At 41.1% G+C, this 15986-nt stretch carries 12 protein-coding genes and 1 tRNA gene; 1 reads left to right on the top strand and 12 read right to left on the bottom strand.

Annotated elements, in window-relative coordinates; genetic code table 11:
* Positions 1 to 43: 43 nt before the first annotated feature.
* The 12 genes from NMM26_RS02620 to NMM26_RS02565 form a co-directional block, all read right to left on the bottom strand.
* Positions 44 to 976: an alpha/beta fold hydrolase gene (locus NMM26_RS02620; RefSeq protein WP_254754243.1), complete on the bottom strand. Its 933-nt coding sequence runs from the start codon at positions 974 to 976 to the stop codon at positions 44 to 46.
* Between the two features lie 118 nt (positions 977 to 1094).
* Positions 1095 to 1976 (bottom strand): class II fructose-bisphosphate aldolase, encoded by an 882-nt coding sequence (locus NMM26_RS02615; protein ID WP_001018999.1) that lies wholly within the window; start codon positions 1974 to 1976, stop codon positions 1095 to 1097.
* Between the two features lie 140 nt (positions 1977 to 2116).
* Positions 2117 to 3445 carry a sensor histidine kinase VncS gene (gene vncS, locus NMM26_RS02610; RefSeq protein ID WP_254754242.1) on the bottom strand — a complete coding sequence of 443 codons (1329 nt, stop codon included), beginning with the start codon at positions 3443 to 3445 and terminating at the stop codon, positions 2117 to 2119.
* On the bottom strand, positions 3442 to 4098 hold the full coding sequence (gene vncR / locus NMM26_RS02605; RefSeq protein WP_254754241.1) for a response regulator transcription factor VncR: 657 nt from the start codon (positions 4096 to 4098) through the stop codon (positions 3442 to 3444). The genes vncS and vncR overlap by 4 nt, the downstream gene beginning before the upstream one ends.
* Positions 4099 to 4258: 160 nt before the next feature.
* Positions 4259 to 7036, bottom strand: coding sequence for a LysM peptidoglycan-binding domain-containing protein (locus NMM26_RS02600; protein WP_254754447.1), 2778 nt, complete (start codon positions 7034 to 7036; stop codon positions 4259 to 4261).
* A gap of 357 nt (positions 7037 to 7393) precedes the next feature.
* Complete coding sequence (gene vex3 / locus NMM26_RS02595) at positions 7394 to 8773, bottom strand: ABC transporter permease subunit Vex3 (RefSeq protein ID WP_049502389.1); 1380 nt, start codon at positions 8771 to 8773, stop codon at positions 7394 to 7396.
* 55 nt (positions 8774 to 8828) lie between these two features.
* Positions 8829 to 9476 (bottom strand): ABC transporter ATP-binding subunit Vex2, encoded by a 648-nt coding sequence (gene vex2 / locus NMM26_RS02590; protein WP_000173751.1) that lies wholly within the window; start codon positions 9474 to 9476, stop codon positions 8829 to 8831.
* 12 nt (positions 9477 to 9488) lie between these two features.
* A complete protein-coding gene (locus tag NMM26_RS02585) occupies positions 9489 to 10766 on the bottom strand; it encodes an ABC transporter permease (protein WP_254753930.1) in 1278 nt (425 codons plus the stop codon).
* 136 nt (positions 10767 to 10902) lie between these two features.
* Positions 10903 to 10988 (bottom strand) — tRNA-Leu (locus NMM26_RS02580).
* Between the two features lie 80 nt (positions 10989 to 11068).
* Complete coding sequence (locus NMM26_RS02575) at positions 11069 to 11644, bottom strand: cysteine hydrolase family protein (RefSeq protein WP_004255720.1); 576 nt, start codon at positions 11642 to 11644, stop codon at positions 11069 to 11071.
* Positions 11644 to 12432, bottom strand: coding sequence for a GTP-sensing pleiotropic transcriptional regulator CodY (gene codY / locus NMM26_RS02570; protein ID WP_000940721.1), 789 nt, complete (start codon positions 12430 to 12432; stop codon positions 11644 to 11646). Before codY ends, NMM26_RS02575 begins: the two co-directional genes overlap by 1 nt.
* Positions 12433 to 12686: 254 nt before the next feature.
* The gene (locus NMM26_RS02565) at positions 12687 to 14267 is read right to left on the bottom strand and encodes a DEAD/DEAH box helicase (RefSeq protein ID WP_254753929.1); all 1581 of its coding nucleotides are present in this window, start codon (positions 14265 to 14267) and stop codon (positions 12687 to 12689) included.
* Positions 14268 to 14596: 329 nt separating this feature from the next.
* Here NMM26_RS02565 and NMM26_RS02560 point away from each other — a divergent pair, with 329 nt between their 5' ends.
* Positions 14597 to 15913, top strand: coding sequence for an FAD-containing oxidoreductase (locus tag NMM26_RS02560; protein ID WP_000958933.1), 1317 nt, complete (start codon positions 14597 to 14599; stop codon positions 15911 to 15913).
* Positions 15914 to 15986 lie beyond the last annotated feature (73 nt).

Raw genomic sequence — 15986 nt, 5'->3', positions numbered from 1 at the left:
ACCTTTCAATTATTATCATCAGTCTCATTGGATTTTTAAGCCCTCAATTATTCTCTAAAAATTCTTTAATGCGAGAAACAATAGCATCGCTTTGATAATGATAAAGGTCGTGTGGTACATCCATATATATGACTTTCACATTAGGCTGGTCACTCACAAATTCCTCTGCAAAATGCTGCCATTCTGATTGACCAAAATTAGTGCCTTGACCGTTAGACACCAGTAGTAAGGTGGGAATTTTCAGATTGATGCTTGAGGGAACTTTCTTGGCATTTTCCTTTACCGTTTGGGATTCATGAAGCATAGCTTGTGACATCAACTGCTTATAAGCTAGAAGTTTATATTGTTTTCGTTCACTTTCGATCAGAGTTGGATTTTTTATATAAAAGGACTCAGGGAAGTAGCGTAATAAGCCAATCTTGCTACTCCAAAATGCCACAGTGATTAAGGCCTGATTTTGCTTTAAATTCTCATAACTAGATGGCAGTGCCCAATCTAACCCAACCAAGGTTTTCACTTCATCAGGATATTTTTCCTGCCAAGCTAAACTCTCAAGACTAGCCATGGAATGAGACAAAATGATAAAAGGACCTTTGACATTTGCTTGTGAAAGAGCTTGACGTGTCTCAGACAAAACCTCCATCACATCTCTTGAATGATTGTTATCATCACTATAACCATATCCTGCTCGCTCCACGATGACTACCTTATACCGTTTCGATAAGGATTCCGATACTTCTTTAAAGTCCAATATAGGAGAAGCAATACTAGCACCTGAGAGAACTACTATAGTCTCAGGACCATTCCCTTCAACGTAAACATTTATTTGATGTCCATCGACGAGAACTTGTTGTCCCATAGGTGTCAGTGAGGCTTGTTCTTTTTCCAAACTGATACGGTGAAAGATGAATGTAGCCGCTAGAAACAAAAGAATGAAACTAAGAAAGGCAAGACTACATTGTTTTAGTTTTTTCATAGCATTATTGTACAAAAAATAGAATCTTTTAGCAACTTAAGATTGGTTCTTCTACAATATATTCCCACACCAAAAAACCCACCCAATGGGTAGGTTTCATCTGTATTGTTCAACCAGATTAAGCTTTACCTTCTGAACCGAATACGTCGATACGTTCTTCAACTGATGCTTGGATAGCTTTTACACCGTCAGCCAAGAATTTACGTGGGTCGAAGAGTTTTTTCTTGTCGTATTCTGCTTCGTTTGCTTCGTAGTCACGAGCAAATTTACGAGTTGCGTTAGCGAATGCGATTTGGCATTCAGTGTTAACGTTAACTTTCGCAACACCAAGTTTGATAGCTGCTTGGATTTGCTCATCAGGAATACCTGATCCACCGTGCAATACGATTGGGAATCCTGGAAGAGCTTCTGTCAATTTTTGCAAGTGGTCAAGGTCAAGACCTTCCCAGTTTGCTGGGTAAGGACCGTGGATGTTACCGATACCAGCTGCCAAGAAGTCAATACCAGTTGCAACCATTGCTTTAGCGTCTTCGATTGGAGCCAATTCACCTTTACCGATGATTCCGTCTTCTTCACCACCGATAGTACCAACTTCAGCTTCTACTGAGATACCTTTAGCGTGTGCTTTTTCAACAACTTCTTTAGCCAATTTAAGGTTTTCTTCAACTGGAAGGTGTGAACCGTCAAACATGATTGAAGTGTAACCAACTTCGATACACTCAAGTGCATCTTCGTAGTGACCGTGGTCAAGGTGGATAGCTACTGGTACAGTGATACCCATTGATTCAACAAGGTTAGCGATCAAGTTGCGAGCAACTTTGTAACCACCCATGTATTTAGCAGCACCCATTGAAGTTTGGATCAAAACTGGAGCTTTTTTAGCTTCTGCTGCGCGCAAGATAGCTTGAGTCCACTCAAGGTTGTTTGTGTTAAATCCACCAACTGCATAACCGTTGTCACGAGCTGCTTGGACAAATTTTTCTGCTGAAACGATTGCCATTTTATCAGGCCTCCTGTATATTTTTATGGGTCATCCCATTTACATTGTTCATTTTATCACTTTTTGACAAAAAAATCTAGTTTTTCCCGCAGTTTCGATTGAATTTCTTCTAGCTTCATCTATGTAAACCCTTTCCATCCCTAGTCTTGAGCGACTTTTGGAAAAGCTATAAAGAAAGTCAAACGATTCTCCTGCATCTCAAAACGATAAGGTAATTTTTCATGTTCTAATAGACTTTTGACCACAAAGAGCCCCATCCCAGAACCCTTGGCCTTGCGACTAGCATTATCAGAAAAAGACTGAGCCAGTTTTTCTTGTTCTTCAGGACTACAGCTATTCTCGATAAAAAGTTCCCCTTCTCTCTCTCCGATGCGGACCAAGCCGCCTGGAATGGAGTGCTTGATAGCATTGCTGATGAGATTAGACAGGATTAATTTCATCACAGATGGATTTAGATAAGCCTGCTGGTGGTTCAAACTATTGTCAATCTGAAGTTCTCTCTCCTTTGCTAGCAAAGAATAATCTTGAACTAGACTTTGCGTCATCTGGAGGAGATCTATTATTTCCCTATCATCTCGCAATTCCTGCACAGAAGAGAGAGAAAGTATCTGGAGAACGTGGTGATTGAGCTCATCCACAATTCCTAAGGCTACTCCCAGATAGCGGTCTCTATCCTTATAACGACCGATATTTTCTTTCATGTTTTCAATCAGGATTTTCAAACTAGCTAAGGGTGTTTTCAGTTCATGGGAAGCCCCTCGTAGGAATTCGACCTTCATCTTTTCCAGCTGGAGAATAGCTTCATTCTTGTCATGCAAGTCCGCAATGACAGTCAAAAGATGCTGGTAGAGGCTATTGATTTGTTCCTTGAGATCACCAATCTCATCCCTAGAATCCACGTGCAATCGCACTTGGGCATCCAGTTCCATCATTCTACGAGTTACTCGCTTGATTTCCAAAATCGGGGCAACAATGGTCCGAGCATAGATATAGGCTACCAAAAGGGAAATCAGAAAGGATGCCAGCAAGGTATAGGGAAGAAACTGGAGACTGATTTGCTCTGCTTCCTTTTGCAAATCCATGGACGCTAAAAACTGGAGAGTCATGGTACCACCGTCCTGCGTTTTCACCTCGCGCTCCTCGATAAAAAGAGAGGTTGTCTGGCGATCTGTATCCAGAGGAAGGCTGTCCTTTACTTCTAACTTGTCCTCGGTCATCTCGCCCTTGACGGTCCCCTTGATATCACTAGTCTGAGAATACAAGTCTAAGACTTGCTCGATATTCTGCCTATCCTTACCTTCTAGGGACTGGGCAATGGCTGTCGCTTTCTGACCAATGGTTTCCTGACGATGACTCAGATAAGTCGAAGGAAAAAGAAAATAAATAGCCAAATGAAGGCAGATAACCAGAACACTAAATATCGAGAAGGTATAGATAAATATCTTTGTAAATAAACCTGTTCGTTTCATTTTCGCTCCAATTTATAACCAACATTGCGCACAGTGAGGATGCAATCCAAGTCTAGCTTTTTCCGCAGTTCCTTGATATAAACATCAATGACACGGTCAAAGGGAACCTCATCTGTCGCTTTCCATACGGCATCGATTATCTGAGATCGAGTCAATGCCCTTCCTTCATTTTTCACCAGATAGTCCAAAATTTCCAACTCTTTAGCATTAACAGCCACTTCTTGACCTGCTAGGCTGGCACTGTAGCTCTCAAAGTCCACCTTGGTATCCTTATAGGAGAAGATTCGTCCCGTATCATAATAGCGCTTGAAAATCGCGTCTACCCTCACTTTTAAGAGGGACAGAGAAAAAGGTTTTTCCAGATAGCCATCTGCCAGAGAAGCAAAAGCACTCATCTTGTATTCCTCATCCTGAAAAGCGGTCAGCATCAAGACAGGAACCTGACTGATTTTACGAATCTCAGATAGGACTTCTAGACCATTGAGCTTGGGCATCTGGATATCCAGTAAAACCAAGGCTACTTCATAGTTGGAAAATTTTTCTAAGGCTTCTTGACCGTCTGCCGCCTCAATAGTTTCGTAACCGCAATCCGTCAAATAGTCACTGACCCCCTCACGGATCATCTCTTCATCTTCTACAATTAAAATTTTCATACTTTAACTGCTCTCTTTTTTTATTTTTCTTAGAATAAATACCTACTCTATTTATTATAATCTCTTATTGGCCTTTTGTCTTTAAGAAACTTGCTACTAGATAAAACAAAGAGAGCCTATCGCTCTCTCTGCTCACATTTCACTCCCTATGGAATGAAAATTATTTAGTTGCTTTTGAAAATGTTACAACGTAGTTATAATCTTTCCCATTAGCTTGATAGACATAGTCCTCTTTGAAAGTATAGCCACGTTTGCTCAACTCTTCTTTCTTAGCATCAACTTGGCTCTTGACCGCTGCTTTCACCTGTTCAGTTGATAAACCCTCCGCGATTTCAAGAGAAGTTCCATTGATATCTCCTAGGAAACCTGCAATATCTTTCATTTTATCAAAGTTATAAAATACATTTACTTTGACCTTTTGAGGAGCTGGCTGTTCTAGACTTCTACGATTTCTGCTAGCGCGCGGTTGAACTGCTGGAGCCATTCTGAAACCTGAAGTTCCTGTAGCCTCCTTAGTGAATGTGACAACGTAGTTATAATCTTTTCCATTATTTTTAGAGAGATAGTCTTCTTTAACAGTATAACCACGTTTACGTAATTCCTCTTTCTTGGCATCAACTTGGTTCTTGACTGCTGCTTTTACTTGATCATCTGTTGAACCTTCCGCGATTTCAAGAGGAGTTCCATTGATATCTCCCAGAAAACCTGCAATATCTTTCATTTTATCAAAGTTATAAAATACATTTACTTTGACCTTTTGAGGAGCTGGCTGTTCTAGACTTCTACGATTTCTGCTAGCGCGTGGTTGAACTGCTGGAGCCATTCTGAAACCTGAAGTTCCTGTAGCCTCCTTAGTGAATGTGACAACGTAGTTATAATTTTTCACAGTAGTATCTTGTTCAAAAATAATGTCATTTTTCACATAATACCCTCTAGCAGCTAGGTCTTTTATCTTGGCTTGAATTTTTTCTTTTACTAATTCTTTTGCCTGTGCTTCACTCGTTCCAGCAGGAATTGTAACAGTGTTATCTTCTCCTGGGTCAGATAGGAAACCATGAATATCTGGCATTCCAGCGAAGTTATAGCTAATATTTACAGTTCCATCTGGTTCTGATGTTGAACGTGCTACTCTTCTTGCTCTTGCTTGAACTGATGGAGCATTTCTAAAACTTGAAGTCCCTGATGATGTTGTTTCTGGTTGTGGTTGTGCTGTTGGTGCTGATGAGTTATCTGTCCCTTCTGCTGAGGCTGGTTGCGTTGCTCCTGAAGGTGCTTCTCCTGAACCATGTCCTATTGCTGTACTACCACCTTCAATCGTAGTTCCATCATTACGTCCATTTGATAAATTATCTTTATCAAAATTTGGTTTTGTATATTTTTCACCAGATATTTCAAGAGAATTAATTATATTTTGATGTTTTTCTGTAAGTATTAATGCCTCTTCTTCATCTTTAGCATTTTTAATGTCATCTACTGCATTCTTTCTTAACTCATATAATTTTTCTTTTAATTTTTCTTTTTCATCTGGATTTTCAATCTTTTCAATTTCCGCTAGTTTAATATTAACAACTGCATCAATATTTTCTCTTATGCTATCCTGTTTAGTTTCCTCTAATAACTTTTCTTCTTCAGTTTTCGGTTCTGGAGTTACTGGCTCTTCCGCTTTTGGCGCTGGTGTTGCTGGAGTCTCTTCTTTCGGTGCCGGTGTCGATGGCTCTTCCGCTTTTGGCTCTGGTGTTGCTGGAGTCTCTTCTTTCGGCGCTGGTGTTGCTGGCTCTTCCACTTTTGGCGCTGGTGTCGATGGAGTCTCTTCTTTCGGCGCTGGTGTCGATGGAGTCTCTTCTTTCGGCGCTGGTGTTGCTGGCTCTTCCGCTTTTGGCGCTGGTGTCGATGGAGTCTCTTCTTTCGGTGCTGGTGTTGCTGGCTCTTCCACTTTTGGCGCTGGTGTCGATGGAGTCTCTTCTTTCGGTGCTGGTGTCGATGGAGTCTCTTCTTTCGGTGCCGGTGTCACTGGCTCTTCCGCTTTTGGCGCTGGTGTCGATGGCTCTTCCACTTTTGGCGCTGGTGTCGATGGCTCTTCCACTTTTGGCGCTGGTGTCGATGGAGTCTCTTCTTTCGGTGCCGGTGTCGATGGCTCTTCCGCTTTTGGCGCTGGTGTCGATGGCTCTTCCGCTTTTGGCTCTGGTGTTGCTGGAGTCTCTTCTTTCGGCGCTGGTGTCGATGGAGTCTCTTCTTTCGGTGCCGGTGTCACTGGCTCTTCCGCTTTTGGCGCTGGTGTCGATGGCTCTTCCACTTTTGGCGCTGGTGTCGATGGAGTCTCTTCTTTCGGTGCTGGTGTTGCTGGCTCTTCCACTTTTGGCGCTGGTGTCGATGGAGTCTCTTCTTTCGGCGCAACTGAGACTGAGGTTTCTGATTTCGGTGCTGATACTGCTGGTGTTTCCACAACTACTGGTGTCGTTTGTTTAACAGTAGTAGTTTGCTCTCCAGTTACAGTATCTGTCTTTGTTTCAACTTCATAACTTTGACGGCTACCAGAATTATCAATCGACACTTGCTGTCTTTTTACTTCTGTATTTCCATCTTTTAGAAAAGCTTCTTCGCTAAAATACAATTTATTATTAGCAAAAATCAAATCTCTATTTGCAATACGATTTATCTCAACCAAACTATCAACAGATAGCCCCGTTGCCCCACTAATAGCACTCAGTGTATCTCCCCACTTAATTGTGTAGTGTGATAAATTGTTTATATTTTGAATATCAGCTTTTACTTCTGCAACTGTTCTGGCTACCCAGACACCATCTTGTTCATTAGCTGATACAGTTGGAGCTAAAAAGCCCAGACCTAGTAGAATCACACCTGTCGCAACAATTGCACCAGTTCTCAATTTTCTAAAACCACGGAGGGACAAGCTTCCTCTAACATTTGTTTGTCTCATAATGTTTATTTTTCCTCACTATTCTATATTTTCCAAAGTATACCCTGCCTAGGTCTACTAGCCTATGTTTGCGATATGGATAGGCTTCTACAGATTTATCTATCTATTTTCAAGATAAGATTTCTATAGATTTTTATGCACAATTCCATATATAAGTTGTGAAACCCCTTTCTAATAAATTCCATAACTTTAGTATATCATATTTAAGTACTAAAGTACAAGGAAAGCAACTGAAAGCAATGATTTTCACCACTGCTTTCAGCTCTATTTTGTATTGTTAAATAGCCATTCTCTATCCACCATTCTTGAATAGAAAAACAAGATGCTTTCTCTATTTCCAGAATCATTTTTTCAAACTTATTCGCCATCCAGCAAGAGCTCTTTTGGTTGTTTTCTAAGGAGATTGCTTGAAGCAAGCGCCATAACTAGAACCACTAGAACCAAGGCAAGGACAAAGACAATGATAAAGTCCAATGTCTGAATAGAAATGTCTAGGCTCGATAAGGTCTTGCTAAAGCCATCTACTTCTGCACCTCCACCAAGGTTAGAGGCTTGAGCAGCCTTGTTAGCCTGTTTGGCAACACCAGAAGTTACATTGGCAAGAACAGTGTTTCCGATTGCACGAGCTGTATAGTTGGCTAGGAAGTAAGCAGAAACAAGAGCAGGGATGGCAATCAAGATGGATTCGGTGATAAATTGCCCCAAGATACTTGCCTGCTTGAGACCGATAGAGAGGAGGATTCCCACCTCCTTGCGACGGGCGTTGATCCAAAGGCTGAGCAAGAGAGCAAGAAGAAGGACTGAGAAGCTCAAGCTACCCCAGAAGAGGAGATTGGCCATCTTGTACATACCAGAGATGGATTGCTCAAGAGCTGGGTAGTTAGATGAGCTCTTAACGAGTGTATAGCTCTTCCAGTTGATACCGCTGATACCATTCAACTCTTTCATAACATCATCCAAGTTCTTGTCCGCTGTTACAAAGAAGGTTGCGTCCCCATAAATAGCTGTGTCTTCTGTGTATCCATAAAGTTTTGCAGCAGTGTGAATGTCTGTAATAGCTGTATTTTCATAGAGTTCTTGTGAGTAAGTCACTGCCGACTTATTGTGACCATCAAAGAGTCCCTTGATTGTCACTTCAACTGTTTCCTTAGCACCTTTTTCATTGTCTGCGTCGTAGACATTGGAGTCCAGTTTAACCTTGTCCCCTACTTTCCAGCCGTGTTTGGCTGCCAAGTCCTTGTGCAGGAGGATCTTGTCCTTGTCGTCGTTGGTTATGTGCTCACCTTCGACCAACTTATAAGAACCAGAGACAAACTTGTCTTCTTTAGAGGAGTCATTGACACCTGTAATCATCAAGCTACTTCCAAAATGTTTGGCACGGTCAGGTGTCAGATTTTTCTTGGTATCTGGCGTCTCGATGAGTTCATAGCCAGTCAAATCTCCGATAGCGTTGATGCGTTTAACATAAGACTCGATGGCCTTGTTTTCGGTGATTTTTTTGATATCTTCACCCTTAATATTCCCAGCACCACGTGGCGTACCTTGATTGACGCGACGGTTAATCTGCATGGAGAAGCTGTTGGTGATATTTTTAAATGTCTCCTGAGAAGCCTTGGCAGTAGCTCCCTTGATTGACAAGCCGACCAAACTCAAGCTCGCCATGAGGAGAATAATCAGGAAGATGACAATCGATTTGAAAAACTTCCTTGTAACATAGGCAAATGCGTTGTGTAACATAGGTTCCCTTTCTAGATGTTGTTCTATTTTATAGTTCTAACAGAAAAAGCTCATATTATTTCGTCGTATTGCGAGTTTCAGTCAGTTTCTTGTCCTTCAACTCAAGTGTAATATCTGACGCTTGTGCCACTTCTTTGCTGTGGGTTACGACAATGACACATTTACCTGTTTTCTGGGCAAGTGATTTGAGCAGTTCGACAATATCTCCAGCAGTTTTAGGGTCCAAATTTCCTGTTGGCTCATCAGCTAGAATAACTGGAGCTTCTGATACCAAACTACGTGCAATGGCAACACGTTGTTGTTGACCACCTGATAACTGGAGAACATTCCGCTTGATCTGACTTTCATCCAAACCAAGCTCAAGGAGCGTATCCTTGCTTGCCTTTTTATTGACCAAGCGGATATTTTCCAGTGGAGAAAGATAATCTATCAAATTATAATTTTGAAAGACCAGAGAAATATGGTGCATGCGATGGTAAGAATAGCCCTTCTTACGAATGTCCTCTCCTTGGAAAAGTATAGAACCTTCAACAGGACTATCTAGACCAGCAAGTAGGGACAAGAGTGTGGATTTTCCTGCTCCTGACTCACCAATAATACTGTAAAATTTCCCGGGTTCAAAATTATAATTGATCTGATATAGGACTGCTTCAGCAGTGTTCTTATAACGGTAGGTAACATCTTGTAATTGTAATAAAGTCATGATTTCTCCTTCTTAACTAATAGATGATAAAATTTCTTTAGGCGATTTTCTAAATAAAAATAGGAAACAAAGGGCTACAGACAAGCAACTAAGCAGAACTAGAAAAACATAGGATTCTGCAAAAGATAAGATGCTGGTTGATAAACTGTTTGCTTTGGCTAGCGTGTCTTGTAGGGCTGCCTGATCTCCACTTGCTAGTAGAGTTTGGAGTAGATAGGATGTGATGGCATTTCCTGCAACAAATGCTGGAAGCAAAGCTCCAAGCGACACCAAAACTACCTCTAAACAGAATTGTAGGAAGATCGAGCTCTTGCCTTTCCCAAGTGCAAGTAAAATTCCCACTTCGTAGACCCTTTCTCTCAACCAGAGAGACAAAACAAGAATTAAGGCCCCTGCTCCTGCTATCAACATCCCATAAAGGAAGATGGTTAGGAAGGTTTGGAAGGTTGCAACTGAGTCTTTGATTTGTTCAAAGGCCTTGTTTTCCTTCTCAACTTGGTAGCCTTGATTTTCCAAGGCCAAGTTTTCCACCTGCTTCATGAGTCCGTCCATTTCCTTAGGATTTTCTACATAGAAGCGCGCTGCACTGACTTGAGCTTCACTATTTCCCAGAAGGGTCTGGCTACTTTCATAGTCTGTAAAGACCTGATTTTCACTGAAGTCAGAAGACAAACCTGTAAATTTCTCTTGTTTCTTACCAGCAAAAATGCCGACAATCTCAAACTCTACTATTTGCCCTTTACCAGATTCGGACTGACCAGCATCCAAGCCAATCTTGTCATGAAGAGAAAGACCGTTCTTCTTGGCCAACTCTTCGTGGATAAGGATTTTCTTGGAATCTCCTTTTTGGAGGTGTCGACCTTCTTTTAGGTTGAAAGCCGAGCTAGTAAAGGTCACATCTTTGGATGAATCCTCAAGAGCCGTTAAGCTAACCAAGTTCTTGTCCGCAGCTGACAAGTCATCACGTTCTACGCTCTGCTCACCAGTCACTACTTCCTTGTCTTTCAGTTTTGCGACCGTCTCAAGTTCAGGAGAGACATTTTCCAGCCCCTTAATCTTGCTCACGGATGATAAGTCCGACAACTTAAAAGTCTGTCCATTTTCTATCTTCTTAATAGAAAAAGATGTGTTGAGCGATTTGTAAAGATTGGTTTCCACTGTTTTGTTGGACTTCATCAGAGTCAAACAGGCTGAAATTCCAGCCAATAGGACCAATAAAATCAGAAATAAAATAAAACTTCTCAGTCGTTTTCTACTGACATAAGCCCAAGCTCTTTGGATTGGATTCATTTGTCACCTCCATATTTGTAAGACTATTATAAAATCCAAATATGAAATGTTTATGAAATCCAAAAAAAGAGCAAAAATTTTTTGCTCTACGTAAATTAGATAAAAAAAGAGCTAGCCTCAGCTAACTCTTATCCTATGCGGAGAGAGGGACTTGAACCCTCACGACCTAAAGCGGTCACAGGATCCTTAGTCCTGCGCGTCTGCCAATTCCGCCATCCCCGCGTCGATTACTTTACTAGTATATCAACTTTTGGGATGCTTGTCAACACTTTTTTTCAATTTTTTTCATTTCATCAACCAAATTACTCAGAAAGTTCATTTAGATTTTCATCTACTAACTTAGCTCCAAGTGTGTTTTTGAAATGACCTAGGGCAAATTGATGATTTTCAGGCCAGATGGAAGCAACGGCTGGTTTAACAATCTCGATGTCATACCCTAGATTATAGGCATCTATAGCTGTATGCAGGACACAGATATCCGTCAAGACTCCTGTTAAGATAACTGTTGAAATTCTACGCTCTCTCAAGCGGATATCCAGGTCAGTCCCTGAAAATGCTGAGTAATGGCGTTTATCCATCCAAAAGACACGACTGTCTGAACCATGCTCTTGATAAAAGGTTCCCAAATCTCCGTATAAATTACGCCCACTAGTCCCAATCAAATTATGAGGAGGAAATAATTTACTTTCTGGATGGAAACAATCGTTTTCTTCATGAGCATCGATGGTAAAGAAGATGTAATCTCCTCTTTCAAAAGCCAACCGAGTCACCTTGCCAATGGCATCTGAAATTGCCTGAGCTGGAGCACCTGCTGTCAATTTTCCACTATCAGCCACAAAATCTTCTGTATAATCAATCGAAATCAAAGCCTTAGTCATTAGTAATCTCTTTTCTTCACTTCTTCAAAAATATCTGAAATCAAGACCTTAAGGTAGGTTCCCTTCATTCCAAGTGAGCGACTTTCAATAATCCCAGCAGACTCAAGTTTACGAAGAGCATTAACGATCACAGAACGGGTAATACCGATACGGTCTGCAATCACTGACGCAGTCAACTGTCCCTCATTTCCGTTTAACTCCCCTAAAATTGCTGAAACAGCACGGAGTTCTGAATAAGAAAGGGTATTGACCGCCATGGTAACAGCAGTACGGCGACGGATATTTTTCTCATCCTCTTCACGTTGGAAGTTGAGAAGCTGAATCCCAACAACGGTACTGGCAATCTCAACAAGGATCAAGTCCTCATCTTCGAATTTCTTATCATTGCGCCAAATAATCAAAGAACCTAAACGAATCCCTGACACATGAATCGGTGCAATAGTCGTCAAGCCATCAGGAAAGTCGGCACGACTTTCCACAGGGAAAATACTTAAATCATGATCAACTGTCAGATTGGCTTCTGTATCGTAGATCATGTTCGCACCTTGAATGTAATCATCCGGGAAAATTTTAGTCTGGAAGAATTGCTCTACACGATCTGTATTGGTTTTGTAACGCATAAAATAGCCAAGGAGACGTCCCTTGCTATTAACGATACAGGCGTTACAGTCAATAATATCAGCCAATTGACGGGTAATCGCATTGTAGGGAAGTTCTTCCTGCAACTGCTCGTCTGAGCGCTTCAGGATAGAAGTAATTTTTCTAGTTTTTTCTAATAAATGTGCCATTTTTCACCTCGAATTTAATCGCTATCATTATAACATAAACAGCTTGAATTTTCAATTATTATCTGAAAATTGCTTATTTAATTGCAATTTGAAAAAACAAGAATATTTTTAATTAAATTGCTTCTTTTCTATTGACAAGCTCCCTATTTTTGTGTATTATAATATCACAAGAAGATAATATATCTATTTATTTATCTTTCTTTTCCATTCGGTCTCCTTATATAAAAAAGCGATTCATTTTGAACCGCTTTTTCTTATTTATCGCCCTTGTTACGAATAACAAATCCTGTTTGCTTTTCACTTGAAGTATTGCGTGGTTTTTTATTGTCTTTATTACGGTAACGTCTGTCTTTATCAAAACGATCATTGCCACGACTTCCTTTTTTGAAATCATCACGACGACCACCACGACGGTTGTCTCCACGGCGTTCGCGATCACGACGGTCATCTCCACGACGACCTCCCTTACCTTTACCACTGAAGCCATTACCTGATGGTTTAAATGGCAGTGGTTTTTCACGCGCAATCTCCACTTCTGGAAGACTATCCGGATCTTGGACTGTCAGACTCAAGATATACATGGCCAATTCTTCTGGAGTAAATTCAGCAGCTAGCTTACGAGCATCCTTACCAAATTTCTCAAAGTTGCCACGGATAGTTTCATCTGCAAAATCACGTTCGATTTTCTTGAGAGCTACGTGTTTTTTAGCTTGGAAGGCTTCTTCTGCACTTGCAGGTTTGAGACCTTTCATGCGTTTCTTGGTCAAGTTTTCAATAATTTGAAGGTAGCCCATTTCATTTGGAGCAACAAAGGTAATCGATTGACCTGACTTACCAGCACGACCTGTACGACCGATACGGTGAACATAACTTTCAGGATCTTGTGGAATATCGTAGTTATAGACATGGGTCACACCTGAAATATCCAAACCACGCGCTGCAACGTCTGTCGCAACCAAAACATCTAGATTGCCGTTTTTGAAGTCACGAAGGACACGAAGACGTTTGTTTTGGTCTAGGTCTCCATGAATTCCTTCTGCACGGAAACCACGGATTTTAAGTCCACGAGTCAATTCATCCACACGACGTTTGGTACGACCAAATACGATAGCAAGTTCTGGTTGTTCCACATCCATAAGACGAGTCATGGTATCAAACTTTTCTTGTTCTTTAACTCGGATATAGTACTGGTCAACCAATTCTGTTGTCAATTCCTTGGCAGCAATCTTCACATGCTCAGGTTCTTTCATAAATTGAACACCGATACGTTTGATGGCATCTGGCATAGTTGCTGAGAAAAGTAAGGTTTGACGGCTTTCAGGGACACGGGAGATGATAGCTTCGATATCTTCAAGGAAGCCCATGTTGAGCATTTCATCCGCTTCGTCAAGGATAAGAGTTTCAATATCTTGTAATTTCAAGGCCTTGCGTTTAATCAAGTCCAAGAGGCGACCTGGAGTTCCCACCACGATATGGGCACCAGATTTAAGAGCCTTAATTTGTTTTTCAATGCTTGATCCACCATATACTGAGCGAACCTTGACTCCCTTACCGCGACCAAAGCGGAAGAGTTCTTCTTGACTTTGGACAGCTAGTTCACGAGTTGGAGCGATGACCAAGGCTTGGATGGTCGCTTCTTCTGTACGGATTTTTTCAAGGGTAGGCAAGCCAAAAGCTGCAGTTTTTCCTGTACCAGTCTGAGCTTGACCGATAACGTCCTTACCTTCAAGAGCCAATGGAATGGTTTGTTCTTGGATAGGACTGGCTTCTACAAAACCAGCTTTTTCAATCTCTGCTAGCAAATCAGCAGACAAGTTTAATTCATTAAATTTCACGTTATTCTTCTTTCTAAAGGTGGTGCGAAGCCACCCTATAGGGCTTAGTTTATACTTTTCTTTTTATGACGTATTTTCATATACTGGATACAAAATCGTGTTGCTTCTTTTCCACAAAAGAAAAGTACTGTTTTCTTTGCAACCTATCTAGTATAACACAAGAGAGAAGCAAAAGATAGCCCAATCCATCGATAATATCATGTAAACGATTTTTCTGAGAAAGTAAGGCTATAATTTCCACTATTTCATAAACTTTTTTAAAGCGTAGCAGAATTGTGCAAAAGTTTTTTTCTTGTGCTAGAATGAAATTCGAATAGGAGGAACTCTAAATGTTAACTTATGATTTAATCGTTATCGGATTTGGTAAAGCTGGTAAAACACTAGCAGGTAAATTGGCTTCAGCTGGCAAAAAAGTTGCCCTCGTTGAACGTAGCAAAGCTATGTACGGTGGAACTTGTATCAACATCGGATGTATCCCAACTAAAACTTTGCTAGTTGCTGCTGAAAAAGACTTGTCTTTTGAAGAAGTCATTGCTACCAAAAACACTATCACTGGTCGCCTCAACGGTAAAAACTATGCGACTGTTGCTGGTACTGGCGTCGATATCTTTGATGCGGAAGCTCACTTCCTTTCAAATAAAGTCATCGAAATCCAAGCTGGTGATGAAAAGAAAGAACTGACTGCTGAAACAATCGTCATCAACACTGGTGCTGTTTCAAATGTCTTACCAATCCCAGGACTTGCTACAAGCAAGAATGTCTTTGACTCAACAGGTATCCAAAATTTGGACAAATTACCTGAAAACCTTGGAGTCCTTGGTGGTGGAAATATCGGTCTTGAATTCGCTGGTCTTTACAACAAACTCGGAAGCAAGGTCACAGTCCTAGATGCCTTGGACACTTTCCTACCTCGTGCAGAACCTTCCATCGCAGCTCTTGCTAAACAATACATGGAAGAAGACGGTATTGAATTGCTTCAAAACATCCGTACTACTGAAATCAAAAACGACGGTGACCAAGTGCTCGTCGTGACTGAAAACGAAACTTACCGTTTCGATGCCCTTCTCTATGCAACTGGACGCAAACCAAATGTAGAACCACTTCAACTTGAAAACACAGATATTGAACTAACTGAACGTGGCGCTATTAAAGTAGACAAACATTGTCAAACAAACGTTCCTGGTGTCTTTGCAGTTGGAGATGTCAACGGCGGCCTTCAATTTACTTACATTTCACTTGATGACTTCCGTGTTGTTTACAGCTACCTTGCTGGAGATGGCAGCTACACACTTGAAGACCGTCTCAATGTACCAAATACTATGTTCATCACACCTGCGCTTTCACAAGTAGGTTTGACTGAAAGCCAAGCAGCTGATTTGAAACTTCCATACGCTGTTAAGGAAATCCCTGTTGCAGCAATGCCTCGTGGTCACGTAAATGGAGACCTTCGTGGAGCTTTCAAAGCTGTTGTTAATACTGAAACAAAAGAAATTCTTGGAGCAAGCATCTTCTCAGAAGGTTCTCAAGAAATCATCAACATCATCACTGTTGCTATGGACAACAAGATTCCTTACACTTACTTTACAAAACAAATCTTCACTCACCCAACCTTGGCTGAGAACTTGAATGACTTGTTTGCGATTTAAGTTGAGATTTCTTCGTATCTAACAGCCCTCTGTGGGCTGTTTTTACTTCTTCGGAACCTCAAATCTGTCTTTT

This window comes from Streptococcus sp. CF7_Ac1-8, from assembly GCF_024295435.1.
GTDB classification, from domain to species: Bacteria; Bacillota; Bacilli; order Lactobacillales; family Streptococcaceae; genus Streptococcus; species Streptococcus mitis_AP.
This window is presented reverse-complemented; position numbering and strand designations above follow the sequence as displayed.